This window comes from Ruegeria hyattellae, from assembly GCF_041537925.1.
GTDB lineage: Bacteria > Pseudomonadota > Alphaproteobacteria > Rhodobacterales > Rhodobacteraceae > Ruegeria_C.
This window is the reverse complement of sequence record NZ_JBGOSH010000009.1, coordinates 17,470-41,513: the sequence shown is the minus strand read 5'-3', so window position 1 is coordinate 41,513 and position 24,044 is coordinate 17,470. Positions and strand designations below refer to the sequence as shown.

Sequence of the window (24,044 nt, the reverse complement as noted above, 5' to 3'; positions counted from 1 at the left end):
CCCTTCAAAATTGCAGTCTCTGCTGCCTCTTTGGGCGCTTTTTAACAAACTAAAGAATACTGTCGGTCAAAATGCTGGGCTATAGAAGCGGGTGGCGAACGACCGGCTTGGGCAGTTGAAACGGGCGTAAGAATGGAGACGGTAGAATGGTGACATATGGTCACTTTTAGTTGATCGAAATTTTCAAAATTGAGCAGATTGATCAGTCTTCGATCAGCGAAAAATCGTCGCCATCGCCCGATTTTCTTTTGCGGTTCGTTGCTTTCTTGGTTCGTCTTGGGCCTTTGGGAACGTAATTGTCGTTTAACGCTTTCTCGACCAACCATGTGGCAGGGTGATCAGGGAAACCTTCGCCATAGTGGCGGATCAGATCGATATATTTGAACCCAAGCGCAGATATCTTTCCGATCTCCTCGCCGGTTGAGGCGTTTTTGACCACAAGGCCGCCGCCCTTGGCCGCCAGCGCTATATCTTTATCTTTCAACGCTGCCGAAAGCTCATCCCAGGCGCGCGTGTCGTCAATAGATTTGCGGATGAGCGATTTGAGGTCGAGTTTCAGCGGGCTATCAATCTCCTGTGGTTTTGGAACCGAGATATCCAATGCCTTTGCGGAAGGGTCGGCCGTTTGTCGATGTGGATTGTCCCTGACACGGTCCGTCTGATCTTCCTCTCGGACTGTTGGTGTCGGCTGCGTATGCGAGGCTTCGGCATTCTCATGTCGGAAGATCAACTCTGGTAGTATGGTCTCCCAACTATCGCGCCTATGGTAGTGAGCGTAGTCTTCGCCACTATCGATCTTGCGCCAGTTGATGATGGCCCCGATCTGGCCAGTGGCAAATACATGCCCGCCGGGTGGCTTCCACGATTTGGCCATTCGTCCGACAACACGTTTTTGGGCATCCAGCAAAACCCAATGAGGTTGTTGAAACACAAGGGAAACGGTGTCCCCTACATTCGCTGTGCGCACGGCGTTGTGCACTTCATGTGCATCCCTTTGGCGGCCGGCGAATGACAAATCTACGATATCGAGCGCAGGCATCTGGTATTTTGTTGCGGGCAACGAGGTTTCGTCGAGATCGGGCGTCACATGCCTGATCAGAACTGAATCTGAACCCTTTTTCAGAAAGGGGTGCGCTCCGGATGTCAGCACTGTCAGACTTTGCTGTGCGCGGGTCATCGCCACATAGAATAGGCGACGAGGTGCTTCGTTATCCTCCTCTTTCGAGACCCGGGTCCAGCCGCCGTTTAGAATGGCGACATGATCAAATTCAAGGCCTTTGGCCCGGTGCGCCGTCAGCAACAGCAGTCCACGTTGTTCACCGCGTGTATCCCGAGACCAGTCCGCGATCCATTCAATGATGTCAGGTACCGGCATAGTTTTGGTGCCCAACTCCCGGGCCAGTTCCGCCACACCTTCTGCCAGCAAATCCACCCATTTGTTGCGAGGCTGAACATTCAGGACCGTGAGGATGTCCTGAATTCCCAGAAGTGCGCCTTGTTTCTCGCGCAGCCCGGACACCAGACGTTGGGTCTCCCTAAGTCGCCAAACATTTGGAAGGTCTTCGTTGGCCATGTCTACGCGCAACCCCAGTGCTTCGGCATAGGTCCGAACTGCATCCAGTGATTTCCAGTCTCGGGAAATCACAGCAACGCGGGACCAGTTCCAATTGGGGTCCAGGCGAGAAAGGCGTATCAGCTCGTCGATTGCTGCTGCAGATTGCGGCAGAGCGCCAGGTGGGACGTCCAGCAACTGCACTCGGCCATGGGCAACGGAATCTTTCCCCTCCAGACGTCCGCCGCTGGGTTGAGAGAGCCGCGCCTGATTGATCGTGATTTGGTGATCAATTTTCATGCGTTCAGGCGCCTTGGATATGACCTGATTGGCGGCTTCGATAATATGTGCTGTCGACCGGTAGTTTTCGATCAGAAAAGATGGTCTGGCCTTATAGTCCTCTTCAAATCTGCGGATGAAATCCACGGAAGCCCCGTTGAAAGCATAGATATTCTGGTCGTCATCGCCCACGGCAAACAGGCTAAGTTTAAGCTCGGCATCTTCCAGAGAACGACCGGCCACGGCGGAAATGAGCGCGTATTCCTCCGGGCCAATGTCCTGGTATTCATCCACCAAAATCCAGCGAAACCCCTGAATCAGGCTCTCGCGCTGCGCCTCTGCTTCGGCTTTTGTCAGTCCTTCGGGGTTGAGTTGGCGCACCGCCTCCATAATGACATTGTCGAAGTCTTCTGTCGCGGCCTGAACTCCCGCAAAACTGGCGCCAACCAGCTTCATCGCAAGCGAATGGCAAGTCGAGATCGTAACCCCCGCCGCATCATCGCCCACCAGCGCTCGTAGGCGAACACGGATTTCGGCAGCGGCATGGCGATTATAGGCCAGTACCAGGATACCGCGCGGGTCTTCGCGCTTCATTCGTAGTAGATAAGCGATCCGGTGCACTAAAACACGGGTCTTCCCGGATCCGGGACCGGCCAAAACCAACACATTGGTCTGGTCCCGATCGTCCGCGACAATGTCCTGTTGGACCTTGTTGCCCAGATCTTCGACAATGGCGGTCCAGGACTTGCTGGTTGTCTGTCGCTTGACCTCTCGTGCCATGCCCGGCATCCAACGTTTCATGAACTGCTCTTTGTTGAGCAGGAAGTAATCCTCCGATAGGCGTTCGGCGTCTGTGATCTTCTCGAGGCCGGTTTCCGCGTAAGTTGCCATGACATGGGTCTGAAGCGTCTGTTCGGCGTAATGCTCTTCCAGAGGGAGGAAGTCCGATTGCGTGAACTGACCACCTTCGGGATTGAGGAATACGGTCATGGCAGGGCGGAATACGGTCAACCCTTTCCCCAGTGTCAAAACGCCCTGTTCATGCATCCAAAGCAGGGAGCGTTCCAACAGCTTGGTCATATCCCGCAGACCGCTGGATTTCAGAACGGCATCCTGTGTGAGCTGCGCCAGAAGGTCTCCCACGGTAGTTTCGACCTGCAGATCTTTGCCGCGCGCGCCTTTGTCGAGTCGACCCGTCAGAAACTTCAAAAGAATCCCGGCAGCTTGCCACCGAACCTCAGCGGTTTGGGCAATGACTTCCCACGTTCTTATCCGCGTCACGTTTAGAGTGTTCCGACTGATTTTGCGCAAGCGGATATTGCCGGTGCCTCCATCCTGCCCCTTGCCATCCCGAGCTATGCCCCGGATCAGTTTGTCGATTACATCGGGGCGGGCATCGGCGTGGTCCTGATTGCGCAGATGCTGGCAGGTTTCCTGCAGGTTCAGCGGTATTGGAGTCTTTTTGTCCGCATCCGGTGCCAGCTCTCGCATCGACGCGATCAAATCCCGTTCCAGGTTTGAGGCCTCTGTGAGGCGCCCGGAGGAAGACTGCGCCACACCGACATGGATGAAGAGCGTCATTGCAACGTCGTTGCGCGCGATGCCAAAGCTTTCGAGATTGGCCATCGCCTTGGTCAGTGCGCCGGGTGTCAAACCGCTGACGCCGCAGAGCTGATCGGTTGAGACCCCTTCATCCGCCGGGGCCAAAATCAGATGCTGCACGATGGCCAGCAATTGTTTGCGATGCGCTTGAGTGATCTCCGCAACCGCAAGCCGTTGTTTCGCCTCGTCCAGTGTGCGGACTGTTAGCGAAGAAGGGAAGATACGAACACGGTTCTCTTCTCGCGAAACAAGTGTTGCTTCTTCAAGCCAAGATACGGCCGTCTTGACGCGCGTGTCATCAGTCGCACTGTCCCGTTCAAATTCTTGATCTTTTTCGAACCGGACAATCTCACCCGCAGTGGCGACGATCTTGCCAGTTTTGCGTGTGCGCTCGTCGATCCGTCGTAGGGCTTTGAGAATGGCTCCGATTTCATGCCGTGCCAAACGCGAACCTGCGGACAGCCTGAACTGGCGTTCTACATCATCCCCCGCGTACAGAAGCACGCAATCGGCGATTTCCCGGTCGCGTCCGGCGCGCCCAGCTTCCTGCAGGTAGTTTTCCAAGGACCCTGGGATGTCTGCATGCACCACCAGCCGGATGTCGGGTTTGTCGATGCCCATGCCAAAAGCGTTGGTGGCTGCGATCACCCGCAGGTCTCCGACCCGGAAGCGTTCCTGGACGTCGTGTTTGTCATCGGATCCAAGTCCAGCGTGGAAATGTGCCGCGTCCATGCCTTGTGATTTTAGAAACTCGGCGACGCGCTCGGTCTCTTTACGCGTCGCGCAATAGATTACGGCGCCGGATCGGCCCTCAGCGGGCAGCAGCTCTTCGATCACGTTCAGTACATCGGTCAGTTTGCTGTTCTTAGTGGTACGCCTGACATCAAATGTCAGGTTTTTCCGCGATGCTCCACCATCAAGGGAGAGCAGCTCGACCCCGGCGCGAGACTGGAAATGCTCGATGATATCGGCGACGACCTCTGGTTTGGCGGTGGCCGTGAGACATAGGATTGGGGCAGGGGCTTGATCGCCCGAGAACTCTTTGATGAACCTTCCCAGATATCTGTAATCCGGCCTGAAATCATGACCCCATTTCGACACGCAGTGAGCCTCGTCAATTGCCCACAGGCCAACTTCGCGCTGAGCCAATACCGACCGGATTGATGTGCTGCGCAATTGCTCGGGCGAGATGATCAAAATGCCCGCATCGCCCATGCGGACCTTGTCCAGGGCGTCTTGTCGCTCGGGCATGGACATCTGACCATTCACAGTCACGGAACAGGAAATGCCTACGCGCTCCATACCCTGAACCTGATCTGCCATCAGCGCGACCAACGGTGAAATGACCACGGTCAACGCCCCGATTTTGTCGAACCGCGACAAAGCGGGCACCTGATAACACACGGACTTTCCAGTACCTGTTGGCAGGATGCCGAGCAGGCTTGTTCCGGACATGGCCTCATCGACAATGCGTTCCTGCAGAGGGCGACCATCTGGGTCCACAGGCTGTGGGCGGAAACTGTCGAACCCGAACCACCTGTTCAGCGCACGGACCGGGTCATTCTGTTCAGCACACCACTGACAGGCGGGATCTTTACAGGACGTATCCCTGAGATGCCGAACAATCAGAGATGCCTCGCGAAACTGCGCCCGTACCCATGGCGGCATAACCGAGTCCCCACCCGCTACGGTGATCCAGGATAGCGCATAAGCCATAGGCCATGCGTTTCGGGGATTGCTAAGCCGTCCCAGAGTCTGTTCGACCCGTTTACTACAAGCCCGATCGTCCAGCATCCGACGGATGGCGGCAACGGCTTCATCCTGCGGCGGACAATTGGCTTTTCTCAGGTACTTGAAAACCGCATCGAACCCTTCCGATTGTTCAGTTCGAGTGGTCAGGAAATGATAGGCTACAAGCGCATCCGGTTCGCTTTCGGCAAGGTTTTGAAAGGCATCGAGCTGATTAGCGAACACCTCAAAAACAAGCCGGGCGTCAAGTTCTGGATCATTGATATGCCCTGCAGCCAGCCGCCCGTCCTGATAGTGTTTGACCAGATGGTGGTACGGGTTGCGTGGGAAGGCCAGCGGGTTCAGCCACAGTGTATCAATTGGTGCCCGCATCATCTGGGTCAGACGTGGTCTGGCGGCAATTAGGTGTTCCATATCGTGGTGCAGGAAATTGTGACCAATCGGATGTGGGGCACCTGCGATAGCCTTTTCCAGGCGGTCGAGATCTTGCTCCAGCGCGCTGGATTCCGACTTCAAAGCAGGTTGCTCATCGTTTCGGACGGCGGCAAAGGCAAATACCTTCGCGGTTTTTGGATCCACCTCCAAATCGATGGACAGACAATTGGAAAGTAACTCGGTATGTCGACCGTTCATTTGTTGTGCGCAACTGTTCAAAGGTTGCAGCCAGAGAATACCTTTTTGAGACTATACACAACCCGGGCGGGAAGTGATGGCTGATCCCATGGGTTGCAAAACCACAAATGATGGCGATCAATAAAAATCTGGATACGGTCCTGACGGGTTGGTTCCAATTAACGAGGCAAATATGTGCATTTAGCTTTTATCCGTTTTCGGGAAGCTGCACTGCGGTATCGCCGGCCACAGTGAATGGTAGGTTTGAACCGTTTACCACTTTGGGGCGTCTCGGCGGGAAGCGGAAGTTCGCCGCAGCGGCATTGTGAAATGGAGGCATCATCGAAAGCGGTCATTTAAACTAAGCACACTTAGAGGAGAACCCAAAGAACGATTTTTTGTGTCATTTGGCCACGACCCTAAATCAACATAAACAGAAACTCGGGCGATTGGTGAGCTCCGATGTTCAAAACGTAAAACAGGTGTTTGGTGAAAAGGAAATAGGCCTTAAGGCTTTCTACTTGCGACCGGCTACAGCATCTGGCATCAGCTTCATGGCGCCAAAGGCTGTTACTCCGAGGGAAGCCCAGTCGACGAAACGGGAACAACTTTGAGATAGGCAGCAATCGCCAAACGGTCGTCATCGGTGAGTCGCGATGTGTTCTCAATGACCTCCACCATATCACCACCTGCACTGTCATAATCGGGTGTGAAACCGGATTTCAAATACTCTGCAATGTCAGCCTCGGACCAATCAAGCTGGCCAGATGTCAGGCCAGGTATGCGCCCTTTTCCGCTGGGGTTTGGCGCACCTGCCAGCCAAAGTTCGCGTTTCAAACCACCAAAGCCATTTCGCGGCGTATGACATTCAGCGCAGTGCCCAAGCGCCTCAACCAAATAGCGACCTCGGATTTGTTGTTCGGTCAAATCGCCTTCTACCACCCAACCTGGCGCCATGAACAACAGCTTCCACCCACCCAACCCCCGCCTAACGCTGAAGGGGAAACCAACCTCATGCGCTTTGCTTTCGGTCGCGACAGCAGGCAGAGTGCCGAGGAATGCATGGAGCGATACTACATCCTCTGCGGTCAAGTTGGCGTAGGTCGTATAAGGAAACGCCGGGTAATAGTGTTGCCCTTTGGGACCGGTCCCATGGATCAGGGCATTGGCCAAATCCAGCGTGGACCAGGAACCAATACCGGCTAACGGATCGCTGGATATATTGGGGGCGATGAATGTGCCGAAGCCTGACACAAACCGACGGCCGCCGGCGAGAATGAGGTTTTCCTCTCCAACGGCGTCCGGCGCCGCGTGGCACGAGGCACATCCACCTGCGTAGAAAACGATCTCACCGTTCGCAAGATCAGGAGAGATCCCGTCCAGTATAACGTGATCAACTCTTTGCGGTCGGGTCAGCAACAATCCAGCCAACCCGACCAAAAGTGCAGCAACTGCGGCGAAGAGGAAAATCCGCCGCACAGCTATTTACCATTTAGTCTTTCGGTGCTCTGTAAGCTTTGTGACATGCCGAGCAAGCTCCACCCAGATTTCCCATTGCCCCTTTCAGAGCGTCAACATCTTGTCCTGCCGCAGCCTGCATCGCAACAGAGGCGTCAGCCATAGCCTGCCCCTTAGCACCTACATCAGGGAAGTTTTCCCAGATTGCGGGCAGAGCGCGTGTGGAAGGGTCAGATACATTATCTGATCCAGCCGGCCACATTGCGGATTGATCAATCTGCGTCAAAACAACAAGGTTATTCGCGGCCCGAGTTGCCGCCTCCGCATCGTAATCCGTCTCTCCTTTGGCCATGCCGCCAAGAGTACCAAGATTGAATGCATAGAGCTGCATAATTGAGGTCCGAGCTTTCACAGCCGGGTTTTCGCTTTCATGGGCGATGGCAGCGCCAATAGCGGCAACTGACAATAGACCTGCCGCGAAGATTGAGAACTTCTTCATCATGATGTGTCTCCCTGTTCAATAAGCCGAATGTTAGCTTGAACGAAATTCATTGTAATTGTTTGTTATTTGTCGTCACTTGTTAATTTATGAACAACGAGAATTGGGATAACATTCGCTACGCGCTTGCCGTAAGTAAACACGGTTCACTGAATGCAGCTGCCGCGGCATTGGGTGTCACGCATGCCACGGTCCTTCGTAGAGTTTCTGCATTCGAAGAGCAAAATGGCTGCATGGTTTTTCAGAAGGGCCCATCAGGATATTCCGTTCTTCCTGAAGCCAGTGCGATCTTATCGGCTATGGAAAGTGTTGAAGACGCGGTACTTTCGGTGGAACGGGCTATTGTGGGCGCAAATCGTTCTCCTGTGGGCCATGTACGCATTACATCCACCGACAGCCTTTGCCAGATTGTTCTACCTCCAATATTAAATGAGATCTCACGGCTTTACCCCGGCCTGAAACTGACTTTGCTAAGCGGAAATAGTCACCATGATTTATCCCGGTTGAGCGCAGACATCGCCGTGCGCCCATCGATAAAGCTCGGGGAGGGGCTGATTGGGCAGCATGCAGGAACACTGTCGTTCGGAGTCTTTGACGACGGCTCTCCCAATCGCAAATGGATGAGGCTTGATGGGTCGTTAAGCCGTTCGCTTCCTGCCAAATGGCTGGAGGAGAATGTCAGTGCTGACGAAATGACCAACGGGGCAGACAGTTTTTTGGTGCTACAGCAGATGGCCGCCGCGGGAGTCGGTAAAACGTTTTTGCCTACGTTTTTTGGCGACGCGGATTCCCGGCTTCGAAGGTCGCACGATTTGGACCCCAAAATCGAGGTTCCGCTCTGGGTCGCAACACTAGAAGAAATTTCGCAAACCCCGAGATTTGCTATCGTACAACGGGCTTTGGTAGAACGCTTGCCAATGTTCTGACAGGATGGCGTTATTCCCTTAACATCAGTCGCGAGCACTAGGATTGTGCTCCCAGCAGATACACAACGTAGGCCTTTGAAACTCGCAAGCAAAACTTAGCGCTATCGCCAGACAACTCAATGAGCGGCCTCGCAAAACCTCGCAATATCAGACACCAGCTGAGAAGTTTGCAGAATGTGTTGCGGCCATCAGTTGAAATAACCTCACATAGCAGTCGTTCATAAAGCAGATTTCAACGGCAGGTTTGTCCCGCATTCCGTGAATTTACCCATCGTAGATTTTGCGCTTGCAGCGAATGGCAGGTTCGACGGGCCGCACCGCAGCGCCCGTGATCAGAGACGAATGACTGCCATGGGCCGATCTATGCGTCTCTGATCGCGAACACAATTGTCATAGCGACGCCGATGCAAACAACGATTGCGCGCACAGCGCTTGCCGACAGGCGCCGCGCGACGATGGCACCGCTATAGCCGCCAATGGTTGCGGCAACCATCATCAGGATGGCCTGGGGCCAATAGACGATGCCTGCCAACGCAAAGGTTACAACTGACGCGCCTGAAAGTACGAAAGACATGCCATTCTTGAGCCCGTTCATCAGGTTGATGTCGCGCATTCCCAATGCAGAAAACAAGGCAAGGAGAACAATCCCAAGTCCCCCGTTGAAGTAGCCTCCATAAACGCAAACCAGCAAGGTCGCAAAATTTCCTGTGAAGCCTTCTGCTTTGACATTTCGCTCTGCCCACGCCGATATGCGATTGCCAAGAGCAAATACAAAAGTTGCAAAACCCAGAAGCCAGGGAACGACAGCGGAGAAGACGCTCGCAGGTGTCACCAGCAGCAACAGAGATCCCAATACCCCGCCCAATAGCGACAGGCCTAGAAGTACAATCAGTTGGCGGATTGGAAATTCCCGCAGTTCTTTCAAAAACCCCAACGCGCCGCTGAGATAGCCAGGAAAAACCGCTACCGCACTTGTCGCGTTGGCGGCAATGGTTGGAACCCCTGTGAACACCAACGCAGGGAAGGTCAGGAAACTGCCCCCGCCTGCGATTGAGTTGGTGATGCCTGCGAAAAATGCTGCGGTGGCCAGCAAAATGATATCAAAGATGGTCAACTTTAAATCCGCTTCAACTTGTTTGTCCTGCGGCAACAAGCTCTTCGCTTGGCGCATCAGCACGCATTTTCGAAGCGATCAGCGTCGCGCATTCCATCGCAATTGTTCCAGCCAGAAACGCGGTCATACCTCCCACATCGTGGTCAGGACTGACTGTGTTGATGTCCACGGCAACGATGTTCAACCCTGTCAATGCGCGTAACATGGACAATCCTTCGCGCGCCGTTGGACCACCCCAGGTAGGTGTACAAACACCGGGAGCGCAGGAAGGATCGAAGAAATCTATGTCGAAGCACAGATAGACTGGCCTGTGGCCAACAGTTCGGTGAATTTCTTCCGCGATGTTTGGAATGCCACGCTCGAACATCGCGTCTGTCGTGATCAACTGGTATCCCAGTTCTTCAGCGTGTGCATATGTGCCCTGCAGGGGTAGTGTACCCCGCGCACCGATGTGGAAAGAACGGGACGTATCGACCAGTTGCTCCTCGGCAGCACGGGTAAAGGTGGTCGCGGTGTTGTAGCGGTCATCAAAACTTGGCCCCTCACCAACACTTGCATCCGCATGGGCATCCAAGTGTACAACGACCAGATCCGGGAAAAATTCGCGGGCAGCGCGGAGCTGCGGCAACGTCACGGCCCCGTCGCCCCCTAAAGTGATCGGCACTGTCGTGCTACCGAAGATATGCACCAACGCCGCCTCAATCATATGCATTGCGTCCTCCAGCTTGGCGGAGGTCACAGCCACGTCCCCCATATCGGCTACCGCCAATTCGCGCAGTGGATCAAAATCTGCGAAAGGAGGCTGGTATCGTCTTACCAGGGAGGATTGCGCACGGATTGCACGAGGCCCGCCACGGGCCCCGATGCGTGTTGGGTGTTGGCCGCAATCGAAGGGGATGCCCAGAATTGCCGCCTTGCGGGTTCTCAGATCCGAAGAGAATGGCACGCCCATAAAGGTCGCTGGTTCACTCATGCCGCGCAGGAACGGAAGGTCATTGTTGTTGGTCATTGATTGCTCCTATTCCAGCGATGGACCCATGACGAGATCGGGTAACCAGGTCACCCAGTCCCCCCAGAAGGCGAGAAGAACGATGATGAAGAGATAGGGGATCAGCAGTGGGACAACGCCTACTGAGATATCCTCGACAGATGTCTTCGTCAGTTTGGAGGCCACAAAGAGGTTCACCCCGATTGGCGGTGTCAGGAAACCAACCTCGCAGGTCATCACTGTAAAGACACCGAAGACAATCGGATCTACTCCAATCTGGGTTGCGATCGGCAGCATGACCGCGGTAAAGATGATGATCTGTGGGATGGATTCCAGCCACATGCCAACAAAGATGTAGACGACCCCTATCAGCAGCATCACCAGCCACGGGTAATCGATAATCCCCGAGAAGGCTGCGCCCACCATGTCCGGAATATCAAAGATCGTGACCAACTGGCCGAAAGCTTTGGTCGAGCCTAGAATAAACAGGATCGAGCCAGCGAGGATCGCTGTAAACCGCAGGGATTCATAGACACCGCGCCAGGTCAGGCCGCGGTAGATGAAGAGCCCGACAAAGAGACCGTAAAAGACAGCGGCCGCAGCGGCTTCTGAGGGTGTGAAGAAGCCAGCATAGATGCCACCCAGAATAAAGACCGGTGCTCCAATGGCCCATTTGCCTTCCCAAAGCGCCCACAGGAGTGGAACAAGTGTGAACCGTTCACCGGTGCCGCCATAGTCATTCTTTTTGGCGATGCCATAAGTTACAACGCAGAGAAGAAAGCCGAGAAACAGTCCTGGCACGATCCCGGCCAGAAACAGACGCGGAATGCTCTCATCCGTGACGAGACCGTAGATGATCAGCAGGTTGCTTGGCGGGATCATGCTACCCATCGCACCGGCCGCCGCAGCCACAGCACCGGCAAAACGCGGGCGGTACTTCTCTTTCAACATCGTGGGTATGGTGATTGAACCGATGGCGGCAGTGGTTGCCGGGCCGGACCCGGAAAGCGCCGAGAAGAACATGCAGGCGACTACCGTCACCAGACCAATGCCACCCTTGTACGCTCCGATCATCCTCTGTGCGATCTGGATCAGTTTTTCGGACATACCGCCCTTTTCCATGAGTTGGCCTGCCAAAACAAAAAGCGGAATTGTGGTCAGTGGAAACGGTTCAAACGCGTTGTAGGCACTTTGTGCCAACAGCGCGAGAGGGATGTCGGCGATATAGAGCCCGACGACGGTTGCAATACCCGCGGCAAAAGGAATAGGGACTCCGATTACGATTGTCAGCAGGAAGACAGTCGCCATCCACATTGGACCGTTCATAGCGGAAGTCCTTCTGCATGATCCCGGACAAGCCATCGGTAGTAGACTTGAGCCATGCGCCCGATCATCAGGCAAAGCGCAAGTGGAACGATGGATTGGGGGAATTTCTGATTGATGCCCAACGCGGGCGATATGTAGTCAAACTGAACCAATAGCTGGATCCAGGTGATGCTTTCCTTGAGCAAAAGCAGGATGAAGGCCATCCACAGCAAATCCGCCAGAACGATGCAGAAAACCTGTCCCTTGTGGGGGAGCTTTTCGACGAGAAAGGTAATCCGGATATGCGCACGCTCGCGAATGGCCAAGGAACAACCCAGATAAATCGCGGTTACCATCCCATAGACGGCGATTTCTTCGGCGCCGTGAAAGGCGGATTCAAAGAATACACGCAGGACCACCTGGGCGAAGATGCATGTGGCCATGACCGAAAGGCCAGTTAAACAGAAGATCTCTTCAAAACGCGATTCAAGCGCGCGGATAGAACTGAGTAGCATTTTCTGCTCCACTCATTGGGAAAGGGAGGGGCGCGTTCTCTCCCAACGCGCCCCAGATGGTCGGCAACGCCAACCAGGGAGGATCTCACTCAGCAGCTTCGCGAATGTCGAGGATCAGCGTTTTGGTTGCCTCATCAGCACCGTCTTCGATGAACGCGTCCTGTACTGCGATACCAGCTGCGATGAAGTCTTCTTTGTCCGGGAAGGTGATGGTCATGCCGCCGTCCGCTGCCAGAAACTCGCGTGCTTCTTCCAATTGCCGCGCCATTTCTTCGCGCTGATGTTGACCTGCGTCACGTGCGGCACGGCGGATGGCATCTTGCTGGGCTTCGTCCAGCTTGCCCATGGCTCGGCTGCTGGCCAGCATCGGCGTGAAAAAGGCGAAATGTTCCAATACCGCCAGATTGTCGGCGATCTCATAAAACTTCTGCGACTTCACAAAGGATGCGCCGCTGTCGCCGGCTGAAACAGCACCTGTCTGCAATGCGGCCAGGGTTTCTGACCAGGCAATCGGCAGCGGCACCGATCCAAACGCCTCGTGGGTTTTGATCATAACGTTGTTCTGTGGCACACGCACGCGAATACCCTGAATGTCATCGATGCTGTTGATGGGCCGTTCAGTATTGTAGAAATCACGGTATTCGACATACCCGAATGTCAGCAGGTCCAATGACGTTTTCTGCTTGATTTGCTCGGCGATCCCGGCACCAACCTCGCCGTCCAGAACACTGTAGGCATGGTCCGTGCTCTGGAAGATATATGGCAGCACAAAGGCTTCCATCGGGGCAAAGTGGGGTGAGATGTTGTTGTGGGTCATGATGTACATGTCCACTGTGCCCAGTTGCATCGCCTTAAAGGCTTCGTCTTCCGTCGCTAGCTGCGTGCAGCACCGGACCTTCACGTCAATGGACCCGCCTGAATACTCTTCGGCCAGTTCTTCGAACTTAGTAGCGAGAACCCCATAGGCGCTATCTCCCGGAGCGGCAAAGCCCAGGTTTATTGTGACATCGCCTGCAAATGCTGCACTTGAGCCGATGGCGAAAGCCAGGCCCGACAGTGTGAGTTTGAATGTGTTAATCATGATCAGCTCCCCTTGATTTGATGCGTGTTGTCGGGAAGCGTAGCCAAGCTCATTATATAAAAATAATAATATGTTTTGCGTTTAGTATACGATATTTAGATACATACCTGACACCAACCCGAGGGACACCATGAATTTAAGGCAGCTTCAATGCTTTAAGATGATCATGCTGCACAAGACAGTTTCGAAGGCTGCCGAAGTGCTCAATATGTCCCAGCCTGGTGTCAGTACCATGATCGCAAATCTGGAACATCAATTGGGGTTTGCGCTCTTCGATCGTCGATCCGGCCGATTGCATCCAACTGTAGAAGCGACCTATTTCTACGAAGTCACTGACCGGTTGCTGGGCGATCTGGATCTCGCCAATCAAGTCGCCCGCCAAATCCGGCAAGGTAAATTTGGCGCTATCACGATTGCAACCCTTCCAGGCTATGGCCTGACTGTGCTGCCACAGGCGATTGCCCGTATGCATGCAGCAAAGCCAGATGTGAAGTTCGATATCCAGACCCGTAGCTCGCACATGGTCCGCAGTCTGTTTCCGTCTCAGCAATATGACATAGCGTTGGTCGAACCGCCGGTCGAACCCTCAGGGAATGTTTACCGCGAAATTCGCCTGCGATGCGTTTGTGTGGTTCCTGCCGGGCATCCTTTGGCAACACGGGATGTTCTGTCCATCGAAGAAATGGCGCGGGAGAAGATCGTGGCTCTGTTCAACGACCACTCCACCAGTCGACAATTATCCGCGGCTTTTGCTCTTGCCGGGTTCGATTGGGCTCCGTCGATACATACCCAGTTTTTCGCCACCAATTGTGAATTGGTAGAAAAAGACGTTGGTATTTCTATCGTCGACCCTATTACGGCGTCGCATTTCGAAAATCGAAATTTGGTGACTGTTCCGATCGAACTGGACATCTTTCACGAAGTCGTCCTCCTGCACCCCCCAGCAGGAGAAGCCTCAGACCTTGTTGATCAGTTCGTACAAGAACTTTTGGAGGTAGTATCCAGTTACGAACAAGACATCGCCATTTGATCCCTTGCGAGAGTTGGTTTTCCCAAGACCATCGTCATCTGCATCTCAAGATTGCTGCAAGATTTCCAAACGACAGGAATACGAAAGCTGCTCTGCGACGTTACCCTGGAAATCCATTCGCAGTCTATCGAGGTAATTCGCAGCGCGGTGGTCGAGCAGGTAGAGCCTACACTTTGTCTGGCATCTTGCCTTAAAGGGAAGATCATCAGAGCCGCTGGAATCCAGTGACACCTGGAACGCTATTGCAAGCACCCTGCTTCAGCTACTTAGCCAATGCGGCCACAACTGCTTCAAAAAGACTCCCGCGTGTAAGAGCACCAGTTGACCTCAACCGATCTTCGGATTGCATGCCAGTTGTAACCAGAACAACCTGACACCCAATCAGTCTCGCAGTTTCGTAGTCTTCTATAGTGTCGCCGATCAAGCAAACTTCCTTGGGAGTGAGACCCATTCTGTTCAGATGGCTGCTTATACGTTCCGTCTTGTATGAAGGGGCACCTGGTGTTCGCCCTTCTACCAATTTAAAGCGATCATGAATGCCAAAATGCTGCAATAGTTTGATCAAACGGCCATGCGGCGCCATAGATAGAATAGATTGACCACACCCATGGAGCATTGCCAGGTCGATTGCTTCAATAGCGTCGTTCGCTAAGGTCTGGCGATACATGACAGGTACGTAAAGCTGATCATAAAGCGCGTTAAAACCCTTTAGTTCACTTTCTGTCACCGTTCGCCCAGTCAGAGCTGATAGATAGTCGGATGCCGGTCGGGTGTATGCAGACCGTATTGAAGTGTTATCAAGATCGGGCCCACCGGCAAGCGAGACCGCGCGACGCGCGATCTCTGCTGTAATTCGAAAATCATCGAGTAAGGTACCGTTCCAATCCCAAACAATGTGTTTCAAACACCAAGCCGATCCCAAGTCGGAGAAGACAGCATTGATTCCACGGTTCATTTCCAAGCCGCATGAACACGCTTTTCGAGGTGTTGCGCCAAGTGGAACAACATGACTGAAACAACCGTCGCAACCAAACTTGCGCCAAGAGCGACCGCTTTGTTCAAGTCCTCGCTTGCCTGGCTGAGCAATGTCCCCAGGCCAGGGGTCGCCATTAAGAACTCAGCGACCATGGCGGCAAGAACGGCATTGGGTCCGGCAAGCCGCATAGCTGTACACCAACTTGGCAAAGCCGCAGGCAGGGAAAGGTGCCTTAGGTAGCGCAGCCGGGACGTACCAATCACCGATACCAGGTCGTGGCCGCCGGGTGGCAGCATCCGCAGGCCCGTAGAGGTGTAAACAAAGAAGGGAAAGAAGGACAAGATCGACACAATCGCTAGCACCGTCTTGGTTTCGTACCCCAGAAGACGCGCCAGGATCGGAATGATGGCCACGACAGGAATGGAAGCAAACATCAAGCCCAGAGGCGTCAATACCCCACTCAGAATGCGCGACGACCAACTGATGATGGCTAGGGTTGTGCCGATTACTGCACCGATAGCCAAACCGACCAAAGCCACCCAGGCCGTACTTAGGAAATTTGTCAGGTAGAGGATCGGATTTTGGATCACTGCCAGGACAACATCCTCTGGAGTAGGAAGAACAATCGAATTGAGTTGGCGACCGATGACCACCGCCTCCCAAAGACCCAGAACAAGGAGTATGCCCCAGTAATTTTGTAGAAACTTCGCGACAACACTCAGAACCGGATTTGCGGGCTTGGTCTTGGTATAACCTGTTGATTCCGTCCTCATCTGTACCTCCGAAACGCTGCACGTTCGACTATGGTCAAGAGTGCAAACAATGAGAGTGAGATCGTGGCTGCCAGCACGACGCAAGACCATAACAAAGGGATTTGGAAATTCTGCATCGCGTTGACAATCAGAATTCCGATACCTCGTGGCGCACCAAACCATTCGCCTAAAATGGTGCCTATCAGGGCGACAGGCATGGCAAGTTTCATGCCAGTAATGATTGTGGGAAATGCCATTGGCAAATCAATGTTCGTGAAGCGCCGCCAGCGGCCTGCGCCCTGAACCCGCGCCAGATCAACTTGTGACTGCAGAGCGCTGCCAAGCCCGGATGTGCCCGCTACATAGAACACAAAAAACGATCCAGTTGCGGCAAGGGCCGGCGGCGCTGCGCCGCGGCTCAGCAGGACGACAAATAGCGGTGCCAGAGCGATGGCTGGGATCGAGTTGACCACAGCAGCCAGACGATCGCCGCCAGCCCGAAGCAACGGGAACAGATGCGTGATCACACCGAGACCCAGTCCGACAAAAGCGCCAATAGCATAGCCAAGAAACATGGACGATAGCGTCGCGGACAGGGCGCGTTGGAACAGAAGTCTGCGGGAAGGATCAAACAGATACTCCATAACAACAGTAAAAGGCGGCCAGGTAATACCAACAAGTTGATACTGGCCAATCAGTTCCCAGATAAGAAGGAAGAGGAACACTCCCAATGCTCCGGAGAAAATGGTTGTTGCACGTTCCGACATCAATCCTCTCCATCCGCTCCGGGTGAATGGAGCATCTCGGTTAATTCGTCATGCAGATCATGGAACAACTCTGTACGCATGATAGAAGGATCGCGTGGACGTTCGAAAGGAACATCCACAATGCGGGTAACGCCGGCTGGGCGGGCTGACAAAACCACAATGCGATCGGACAGAAACAAGGCTTCATCCACACCGTGCGTGATGAGCATCGTCGTGACCTGACGCTCGGACCATATGCGTTGCAGCTCAATGTTCATCTTGCGCCGCATCACGGCGTCGAGCGCAGCAAAAGGTTCGTCAAGCAGCAAGACATCAGGGTCCAGCACTAGTGACCGGGCAATGGACGCACGCTGCTTCATGCCGCCTGACAATTGCCGGGGATACGCTTTCTCAAACCCGGTCAGGCCAACCAGTTCGATGAGTTCCTGAACTTTCTTGGGGTCGACTGACGTGCCCGATAGCTTGCCAGGAAGCGCCACATTGTCCACGATAGTGAGCCAGGGAAGCAGCGCGTGCTCCTGAAAGGCGACACCTAATCGGTGCTCGGAAACCAGCTCATTCGGCGCCCGGTTTTCTACCAAGACGGTGCCGTTGGTTGGAGTATCAAGGTCGGCGATCAGTCGCAACAAGGTGCTTTTGCCGCAGCCACTTGGGCCGATGATCGAAATGAACTCCCCTTCGCGGACATCAAAAGAGACGTCGCCGAGAGCCGTCAGTTTCTTGCCGCCGGGCAAGGCGAAAGACTTTTCGATGTTGGAAAAAGATATCGCAGTGTCCGCGGCGTTTACGCTGTCATAAGCTTGCTGGTTCATTACGCAACCATCCTTTCGAAACGGGTCATGATCCCGGGTAGTCGTTCGGTCAGTTCATGCTTGAGTCGGTCCACGTCAACTGTCAGGATCTCGCGGTCCTTCATTACGGTCGTACCGTCAATGATGACTGTCTGCACGTCCTGTCCAACGACATTGTTTGCGGCTGTAAATAGCGGATCGTAGCTTGGAAGTTGATCGATGCGATCCTGACGCGCCAGCAGAATGTCTGCCCTTTTGCCGACTTCCAATGATCCGATTTGATCTTGCAGCCCCAGTGACCGGGCACCGCCACATGTCGCCATCTCGAGAGTTTCGTTGGCCAACATGGCTTCACGCATGTGCCACGGTGTACCCGATACGGCCTGCTGCCCGATGAGCGTAGCATGAGCGACACGGAAAATATCCAATGTTCCAAAGGTGCTGGCACCATCCGTGCCCAGCCCGATGTCTATGCCGCGGCGCCACATTTCCATGACGCGTGGTGCCCCCATTGCGTAGTTGTTGAACGCGCAATGGCAGGCCGAGGGGCGCCGCTTTTCGTAAAGATCGACCTCGTTGGGGGACAGCAGGACGGAATGTGCACAATGCAAGTGGTGATCCAGAATGCCGAGGCTTTCTAGATACTCCACGGGCCGACAACCGTGATGTTCAAGAGCGTAGTCAATTTCGTAGGTGCCTTCGCAAAGATGGGTGTGGATCTTGACATCCAACTCCTGTGCGGCACCAGACATGTCCTGCAGCAGTCCTTGCGAACAGACAATGATCTGGCGCAACGACAAGCACGCCTTAACTCGGTCCTGGTCCTGCTTTCTCCACCGTTCAACTAACGCGACGTTGGCGGCAAGTGCGTCATCGGACGCCATCATCATGTTGTCCGGAACCGATGAGCCAATCGAAGTGGACTTGTCGATGGTGGATTTTGAGATCAGCCCACGAATGCCAGTCTCCAATGCAGCACGACCCATTTCATCGGGGTGCGGACCGCCTGCTTCAGCAAAACATGTGGTGCCGACCGAGATCATGTTTGTGTAAGCTATTAGGCCCGACAGATGAACGTCCTCCGGGCTCAGAAGACTCTCAAACGGGATCAGGTAGTTCTTCCAATAAGGGATCTTTAGCGGAGCATCGCGCACCATCGCTCTAAGCTTGCCGCGAAGCAATTGCTGCGCTGTGTGGAAATGCCCGTCGATCATGCCGGGCATGGCAATCTGGCCACCGGCGTCCAGAACATCCGACGCCTGTACATGCTTTCGCGTCTCTGCGGCCGGTCCGATCCATGCAATGCGCTTGTCTTTGATGGCGATGGCGCCATCCGGCAAGACGGTCTTCTTTCCGTCGAGGGTGACTACATCGCATCCGATCACCAGCGTGTCACATTCTAGAGGGGCAATTATATCGTTCATCACTCAATTTCCGATTTCACGGTGCAACAGAAAGGCCGGCCACAGAGACAACCGTGGCCGGTAGAAGGTCACATCAGATGGTGGAAAGAGCCTCTTCTAGTATGCTCATATCCACGACTTCTGATGGGTCTTCGGGGAGATTGTTGCGTCCCGCGAGGCGGGCAATGTCGTACATCTTGCCAGCAACCAGTTCGGGATCGATCCAGAACAATTTTCCGTCCTCGGACAGCGTTAGCGGAATTTGCAGCTCGTTTTGACGAGTTTGCTGCTCGACGCTAAGGCCCAAATCGGCTCCATATTTCTCGACTACGAGCTTGGCGGCCAAACTTGGATCTGCGTCATTGGCCAGCCAGCCGCGCATTTCTGCACGTAGGTACTTCACCATCAGCTCGCGATTCTCTTCGAGGTAAGAGGTCGAGGCCGTAAACGCCGCTCCAGGCTGGTAGTAGCCAAGCTCAGCCATGGTTACGACGTGAAAATCCTCACCTTTCTTCAATCCCATATTTTCAAATGTAATGGGCTGGTTTACCACGAAGCAGAAATAGGCGTCGCCGTCGCCGGCCAACAAGGGCTCTGGCGAAAAGCCGGCCGGAACAATGGTGTATTCCTTGGGTAGTCCATTCAGTTCCAGGATGGTGTCGATGACAGTCTTGTCATTAGCGACTTGTGTAAGGATACGGGCGCCAACCAGGTCTTCGGGTTTCAGAATAGGCTTGCCGGCCATCGACATGATACCCAGAGGGCTGACAGGGAAATTCGCGGCAAACATCTTGAAATCATTTCCTTTATCGCGGGCATCCAGCAGCGAAAGCCAATTCGAATGGACGATATCCGCGCTGCCGCTGGCAAGGGAAACCAGCGTGTTCGGCGCGTTGGGGCCTCCAGGGATTTCCAAAGACTCGATGCCTTCATCGGCAAAATAGCCCTTTTCCAACGCCAGCCAGTGACCGGCATACTGAACGTTTGGCACCCAGCCGAGCCCCAATGTGACTGGCGTCTGCCCTGCGGCCCAAACCGGTGTTGCGCCCATAAGAGGAGCCGCAGCCAGTGCAGCTGACGTTTTCAGAAAGTGGCGACGGCTGTTGAATGTAGGTTTGGTCATAATTTCCTCCGTTGGGTGACTTCTCAAACGCGCTGCTCTGTGGTTGCTGTGAAGTTGAGAATTCCGCTGCATGAAACATTTATTACAGCAGGACATCGTTTTTGCAATAAAAAGTTTCACAATTGCGTTGCAGTGTAACAATTGTTACTGTTCTTGGCGAATGCGAGACATGTATGGGAATGGGCTGGAATGTTGCAGAATGACGCGAGAAAAAAAGACGCTAGCCAACTTGGAGTGACTGCCAGAATTACTGCGGAGTATCCGCAACTCACTGCAAGTATGAAGAAATTTGCAGATTTCGTATTGGAAGACCCGCTGGAGGTTGCGAGCCTTTCCATTCACAGTGCGGTCTCGGTAGTTGGTGTGTCGGTTGCGACAGCGCATCGGTTCGTGACCAAGATCGGTTACGGAGGATACTCCGAATTCCGATCAGATTTGTTCCAGAGTTTCCGAGAAGGGAACGCGGCGGACGAAAACATCCGCAAAAGCAGCTTGCAGTTCGATTCGGTGCATGACGTGTTCAGTTCGGAGCTGAAAGCGGTCTCGCAAAACATCGTTTCCAGCCTGCGTCACATCGGCGCTGAAGATATTGATCAGGCAGTCGACCGGATCATTAAGGCGCGAAACATCTATGTTGTTGGAACAAATGTCTCGGCCCATCTGGCTGCTCTTCTTGCCATTGGCCTTGAGCATTTTCGAGGCAATGTGTTCAGCAGTGCGGGCGCACACGGGGCTGTGGGCGCTGCCCAGCAACTTCTCCGTTACGATGAGGATGACCTTGTTATAGCAATTGCCTTTCCCCGATATTATCGAGACACCATTGAACTGGTGCGCTTTGTCTCAGAGAGAAGGGTGCCGGTGCTTGGCATTACTGACAATTTGCGTTCACCTCTGGCCTCGGTGGCAGATCAGATACTGCTATTGAACTCGAAGAGATTGACTACGGGCCAGACCTCGGACTCAACGATTTTGGCCTTTATCGAGGCACTTGTTGCTGCTGTCGCCTATCGGTTGCCAGACGCGCCGGAGAACGAACTGGCCTTTTCAGAATTCACTTTGCCCTGGTATTCTCGAGCCTGAAAACAATTCGACCGTTGGAAAAACTACTAATTCCTGGTTTTCGTAAAAGTGGGGATTGGACTGTGTAAGTCCAAAGCGTACGAATTCACCCTAAAATTCTAAGCCGGTTTGTAAACTTGGTCGTACGCTCTGGTTTGCTATTTTGAACAAGACAACGCGCTTAGCATTTAGAACTTCACACCCGAACGGATATGTCTGGGGTGCGACAGGAACAGTCATTGGATCGTTTTGGTCAAATCGCAGCTATGTCCTGCGTTGCGTGAGTTCGACCAACCCTAAATTTGCGCCCCCGGCGAATGTCCGGAATGCGGGCTGCGACTGCAGCGATCAAAGACAATACTCAAGGTCGGCTCTGGGCCGTCGGCATCGCGCACCGCGACCAATCTCACGTACATTCTGCGCCGCATTTTATGACGGCCGTGAGCTCAAAGTAGCTGATGCCGCAGGATGTACTGACGTCCGCTTCTGGAAAACAACCATGACGAAAAGGACTCTTGATAATTCGATTTAGGAGGATCACGATCATGCCATGATGGACCGGCGCTCTTTCTCGATGCTGGCAACTGCTGCGGGTCTGGCTGCGCCTTCAAATCTGCGCGCGCGGTCCCCACAGAGCGTCTTGGTGATCAGTGCGGGCGCTGCTGGCCTGACAGCCGCCTACCATCTGCTGTCGGCTGGTATTGATGTGCGTGTGCTCGAAGCATCGGATCGTTGGGGCGGGCGGGTCATGCAGGATACAACCCTTGCGTCTGTTCCGCTGGACCTAGGCGCCGAGTGGATTCACGACGACCCCACTGTACTGGGTGAGATCCTTGGCGTTGGCGCAACGGATTTGGGCATCACAACGATCGACTATACCCCGCAGTCCTATCAGTTTTGGCATAAGGGTGCGCTAAGGTCTCTGGATGTGTTGCGACACGCCTATAGCGAAGTGAAGTTCCAGGATACGACTTGGTACGGCTTCTTTGAGCAGCATGTCTTGCCCCGCGTGGCCGAGGTCATCCTAACCGACACAGCCGTGACCGAGATCGCGCCAAATGGTAGAGGCGTTCGGGCCGTCAGCAGATCGGGGCGAACATTTGATGCGGATAAGCTTCTCGTGACCGTCCCGTTGTCTGTCTTAAAGAACAAATCGCTCAGCTTTTCCGGGGCCTATGCGTCAGCACCACTGGATCAGTTACAAGACGTGCAGTTTGGCGCAGGGCTAAAAGTCTTTTGCACCTTCCGGGAAAGGTTCTACCCAGATATTCTGTTATTCGGATCAAGGCTGACGGCACTATCAGATGCCTGGAGCCAGAAGATTTACTACGATGCGTCATTCCGAAAGCCGATCCAGGAGAATATTCTTGGGCTCTTCAGCGTTTCGGACACAAACATGCCGCGCACCGCACTCAGTGATGCGGCCCTCATCACCTCCGTTCTTGACGAGCTCACGGAGATTTTTGGCGACACCGTGCGTGACAACTTCATTGCGGCCCGCGCGCAGAATTGGAGCGCGGCGCCGCATATCTTCGGCAGCTATTCAATGGACAATCAAAGCGCGTCAGACATCTCGGAAATCCTCGCCCCGATTGAAGGAAAGGTGTTTTTCGCCGGTGAAGCCCTTGGCGATGACGCTCAAGCCACTGTCCACGGCGCCGCATTCTCGGCCATCTCAGCCATTGAGCAGCTCCAAGAGCACTAACGTTTTTTTTACATGAGGCGTAAGTTGCTTAACCGTTAGCTAAAGCGGAGCACCAGGTCACCCGTTGGTACGGAATAGACAGCAAATCGGCACCGTGCACCTGCACAGAACAAGCTCACCGCGCGAGCAATGCTCCATGCCGTATTGGTCCATCAGCTTCACGCTATGCATCTTCGTTTCGACGCGGCTTGACGCCCTCAAAGGTGTTCTCTGACTTGGACATGAAATCATTCAGGACGCTGACCACCTGTATTCACAATGGCTTGCCCTGCGTTTGATCGACGGTGACATGCTACCGGGCCAACAACCTTGAACTAATTCTTGATCAAGGCATACGCACCAGCAAGGAAGGCGTTCCTTAAATAGACCAGAAGCTTCTCAGGGTACGCCTCGACTTCTTTTTTGGCGAAGTGAGAGAGCGCTACCGGATTAACGAACCTGGTGTCACATCCTTCTACGAGTTGGATCAAGGTCTCGATCTTGAAGGACACGGCACCACCAGCCATCCGGCCCTTTTTTGCACGCGTTTTGATTGCAAAGGTCACTATTTCGTTGGCACGCGCAAACTCATGAAGGGATGCCAGAAACGATCTCAGATCCGCTTCAGATGTATCGTCCTCGAGTTCGATTCTTGTGGTTTTTAATGGAAGCATCGCCACATTGCCTTCTTCGTCCTGGTAGACGACGGCCAATCTCACTTCCTGTGCAGAAATCTCACACCCGCAAACTCTCATGTGCCGCTATTCATTTCTATTGGG

At 54.0% G+C, this 24,044-nt stretch carries 19 protein-coding genes and 1 pseudogene; 5 read left to right on the top strand and 15 right to left on the bottom strand.

The features are described 5' to 3' along the window. Positions 1–202 precede the first annotated feature (202 nt). From AB1E33_RS19315 to AB1E33_RS19305, 3 genes are all read right to left on the bottom strand, one after another. Entirely contained in the window at positions 203–5,815 is a 5,613-nt protein-coding gene (locus tag AB1E33_RS19315) for a RecQ family ATP-dependent DNA helicase (protein WP_372578906.1), read from the bottom strand. A 549-nt stretch (positions 5,816–6,364) separates the two neighbouring features. Further along, positions 6,365–7,273, bottom strand: a complete 909-nt coding sequence (locus tag AB1E33_RS19310; protein ID WP_372578905.1) for a c-type cytochrome — start codon at positions 7,271–7,273, stop codon at positions 6,365–6,367. Between the two features lie 13 nt (positions 7,274–7,286). After that, entirely contained in the window at positions 7,287–7,754 is a 468-nt protein-coding gene (locus tag AB1E33_RS19305; protein WP_372578904.1) for a c-type cytochrome, read from the bottom strand. 86 nt (positions 7,755–7,840) lie between these two features. On the opposite strand from AB1E33_RS19305, the gene AB1E33_RS19300 reads away from it, so the two are divergent. Together AB1E33_RS19300 and AB1E33_RS19295 are read left to right on the top strand one after the other, a co-directional pair. Continuing rightward, positions 7,841–8,677 (top strand): LysR family transcriptional regulator, encoded by an 837-nt coding sequence (locus AB1E33_RS19300; protein WP_372578903.1) that lies wholly within the window; start codon positions 7,841–7,843, stop codon positions 8,675–8,677. Between the two features lie 82 nt (positions 8,678–8,759). Continuing rightward, positions 8,760–8,873, top strand: a pseudogene (locus AB1E33_RS19295) (IS30 family transposase); the annotation flags it as partial. Positions 8,874–9,038: 165 nt separating this feature from the next. On the opposite strand, the gene AB1E33_RS19290 reads toward AB1E33_RS19295, so the two are convergent. From AB1E33_RS19290 to AB1E33_RS19270, 5 genes are all read right to left on the bottom strand, one after another. Then, on the bottom strand, positions 9,039–9,827 hold the full coding sequence (locus AB1E33_RS19290; RefSeq protein WP_372578902.1) for a sulfite exporter TauE/SafE family protein: 789 nt from the start codon (positions 9,825–9,827) through the stop codon (positions 9,039–9,041). Beyond that, complete coding sequence (locus AB1E33_RS19285; protein ID WP_372578901.1) at positions 9,805–10,800, bottom strand: arginase family protein; 996 nt, start codon at positions 10,798–10,800, stop codon at positions 9,805–9,807. Before AB1E33_RS19285 ends, AB1E33_RS19290 begins: the two co-directional genes overlap by 23 nt. Before the next feature lie 9 nt (positions 10,801–10,809). Then, positions 10,810–12,105: a TRAP transporter large permease gene (locus tag AB1E33_RS19280; protein ID WP_372578900.1), complete on the bottom strand. Its 1,296-nt coding sequence runs from the start codon at positions 12,103–12,105 to the stop codon at positions 10,810–10,812. Continuing rightward, positions 12,102–12,599: a TRAP transporter small permease gene (locus tag AB1E33_RS19275; protein ID WP_372578899.1), complete on the bottom strand. Its 498-nt coding sequence runs from the start codon at positions 12,597–12,599 to the stop codon at positions 12,102–12,104. The genes AB1E33_RS19280 and AB1E33_RS19275 overlap by 4 nt, the downstream gene beginning before the upstream one ends. Before the next feature lie 85 nt (positions 12,600–12,684). Beyond that, positions 12,685–13,680, bottom strand: a complete 996-nt coding sequence (locus AB1E33_RS19270) for a TRAP transporter substrate-binding protein (RefSeq protein ID WP_372578898.1) — start codon at positions 13,678–13,680, stop codon at positions 12,685–12,687. 130 nt (positions 13,681–13,810) lie between these two features. Between AB1E33_RS19270 and AB1E33_RS19265 the strand changes: the two genes are divergently transcribed. Beyond that, entirely contained in the window at positions 13,811–14,710 is a 900-nt protein-coding gene (locus AB1E33_RS19265) for a LysR substrate-binding domain-containing protein (RefSeq protein WP_372578897.1), read from the top strand. A 262-nt stretch (positions 14,711–14,972) separates the two neighbouring features. Here the strand turns inward: AB1E33_RS19265 and AB1E33_RS19260 are convergent, their stop codons facing one another. The 6 genes from AB1E33_RS19260 to AB1E33_RS19235 form a co-directional block, all read right to left on the bottom strand. Continuing rightward, positions 14,973–15,665, bottom strand: a complete 693-nt coding sequence (locus tag AB1E33_RS19260) for an HAD family hydrolase (protein WP_372578896.1) — start codon at positions 15,663–15,665, stop codon at positions 14,973–14,975. Next, on the bottom strand, positions 15,662–16,459 hold the full coding sequence (locus tag AB1E33_RS19255) for an ABC transporter permease (RefSeq protein WP_372578895.1): 798 nt from the start codon (positions 16,457–16,459) through the stop codon (positions 15,662–15,664). The genes AB1E33_RS19260 and AB1E33_RS19255 overlap by 4 nt, the downstream gene beginning before the upstream one ends. Continuing rightward, positions 16,456–17,205, bottom strand: coding sequence for an ABC transporter permease (locus AB1E33_RS19250; protein ID WP_372578894.1), 750 nt, complete (start codon positions 17,203–17,205; stop codon positions 16,456–16,458). Before AB1E33_RS19250 ends, AB1E33_RS19255 begins: the two co-directional genes overlap by 4 nt. Then, complete coding sequence (locus tag AB1E33_RS19245) at positions 17,205–18,017, bottom strand: ABC transporter ATP-binding protein (protein WP_372578893.1); 813 nt, start codon at positions 18,015–18,017, stop codon at positions 17,205–17,207. The genes AB1E33_RS19250 and AB1E33_RS19245 overlap by 1 nt, the downstream gene beginning before the upstream one ends. After that, a complete protein-coding gene (locus AB1E33_RS19240) occupies positions 18,017–19,420 on the bottom strand; it encodes an amidohydrolase family protein (protein WP_372578892.1) in 1,404 nt (467 codons plus the stop codon). The genes AB1E33_RS19245 and AB1E33_RS19240 overlap by 1 nt, the downstream gene beginning before the upstream one ends. Positions 19,421–19,493: 73 nt before the next feature. Further along, positions 19,494–20,522: an ABC transporter substrate-binding protein gene (locus tag AB1E33_RS19235; protein ID WP_372578891.1), complete on the bottom strand. Its 1,029-nt coding sequence runs from the start codon at positions 20,520–20,522 to the stop codon at positions 19,494–19,496. A 189-nt stretch (positions 20,523–20,711) separates the two neighbouring features. On the opposite strand from AB1E33_RS19235, the gene AB1E33_RS19230 reads away from it, so the two are divergent. Together AB1E33_RS19230 and AB1E33_RS19225 are read left to right on the top strand one after the other, a co-directional pair. Next, entirely contained in the window at positions 20,712–21,602 is an 891-nt protein-coding gene (locus AB1E33_RS19230; protein ID WP_372578890.1) for a MurR/RpiR family transcriptional regulator, read from the top strand. 622 nt (positions 21,603–22,224) lie between these two features. Then, positions 22,225–23,286, top strand: coding sequence for a flavin monoamine oxidase family protein (locus AB1E33_RS19225; RefSeq protein ID WP_372578889.1), 1,062 nt, complete (start codon positions 22,225–22,227; stop codon positions 23,284–23,286). Between the two features lie 314 nt (positions 23,287–23,600). On the opposite strand, the gene AB1E33_RS19220 is transcribed toward AB1E33_RS19225, so the two are convergent. Beyond that, positions 23,601–24,020 carry a DUF3010 family protein gene (locus AB1E33_RS19220; protein ID WP_372578888.1) on the bottom strand — a complete coding sequence of 140 codons (420 nt, stop codon included), beginning with the start codon at positions 24,018–24,020 and terminating at the stop codon, positions 23,601–23,603. Positions 24,021–24,044 lie beyond the last annotated feature (24 nt).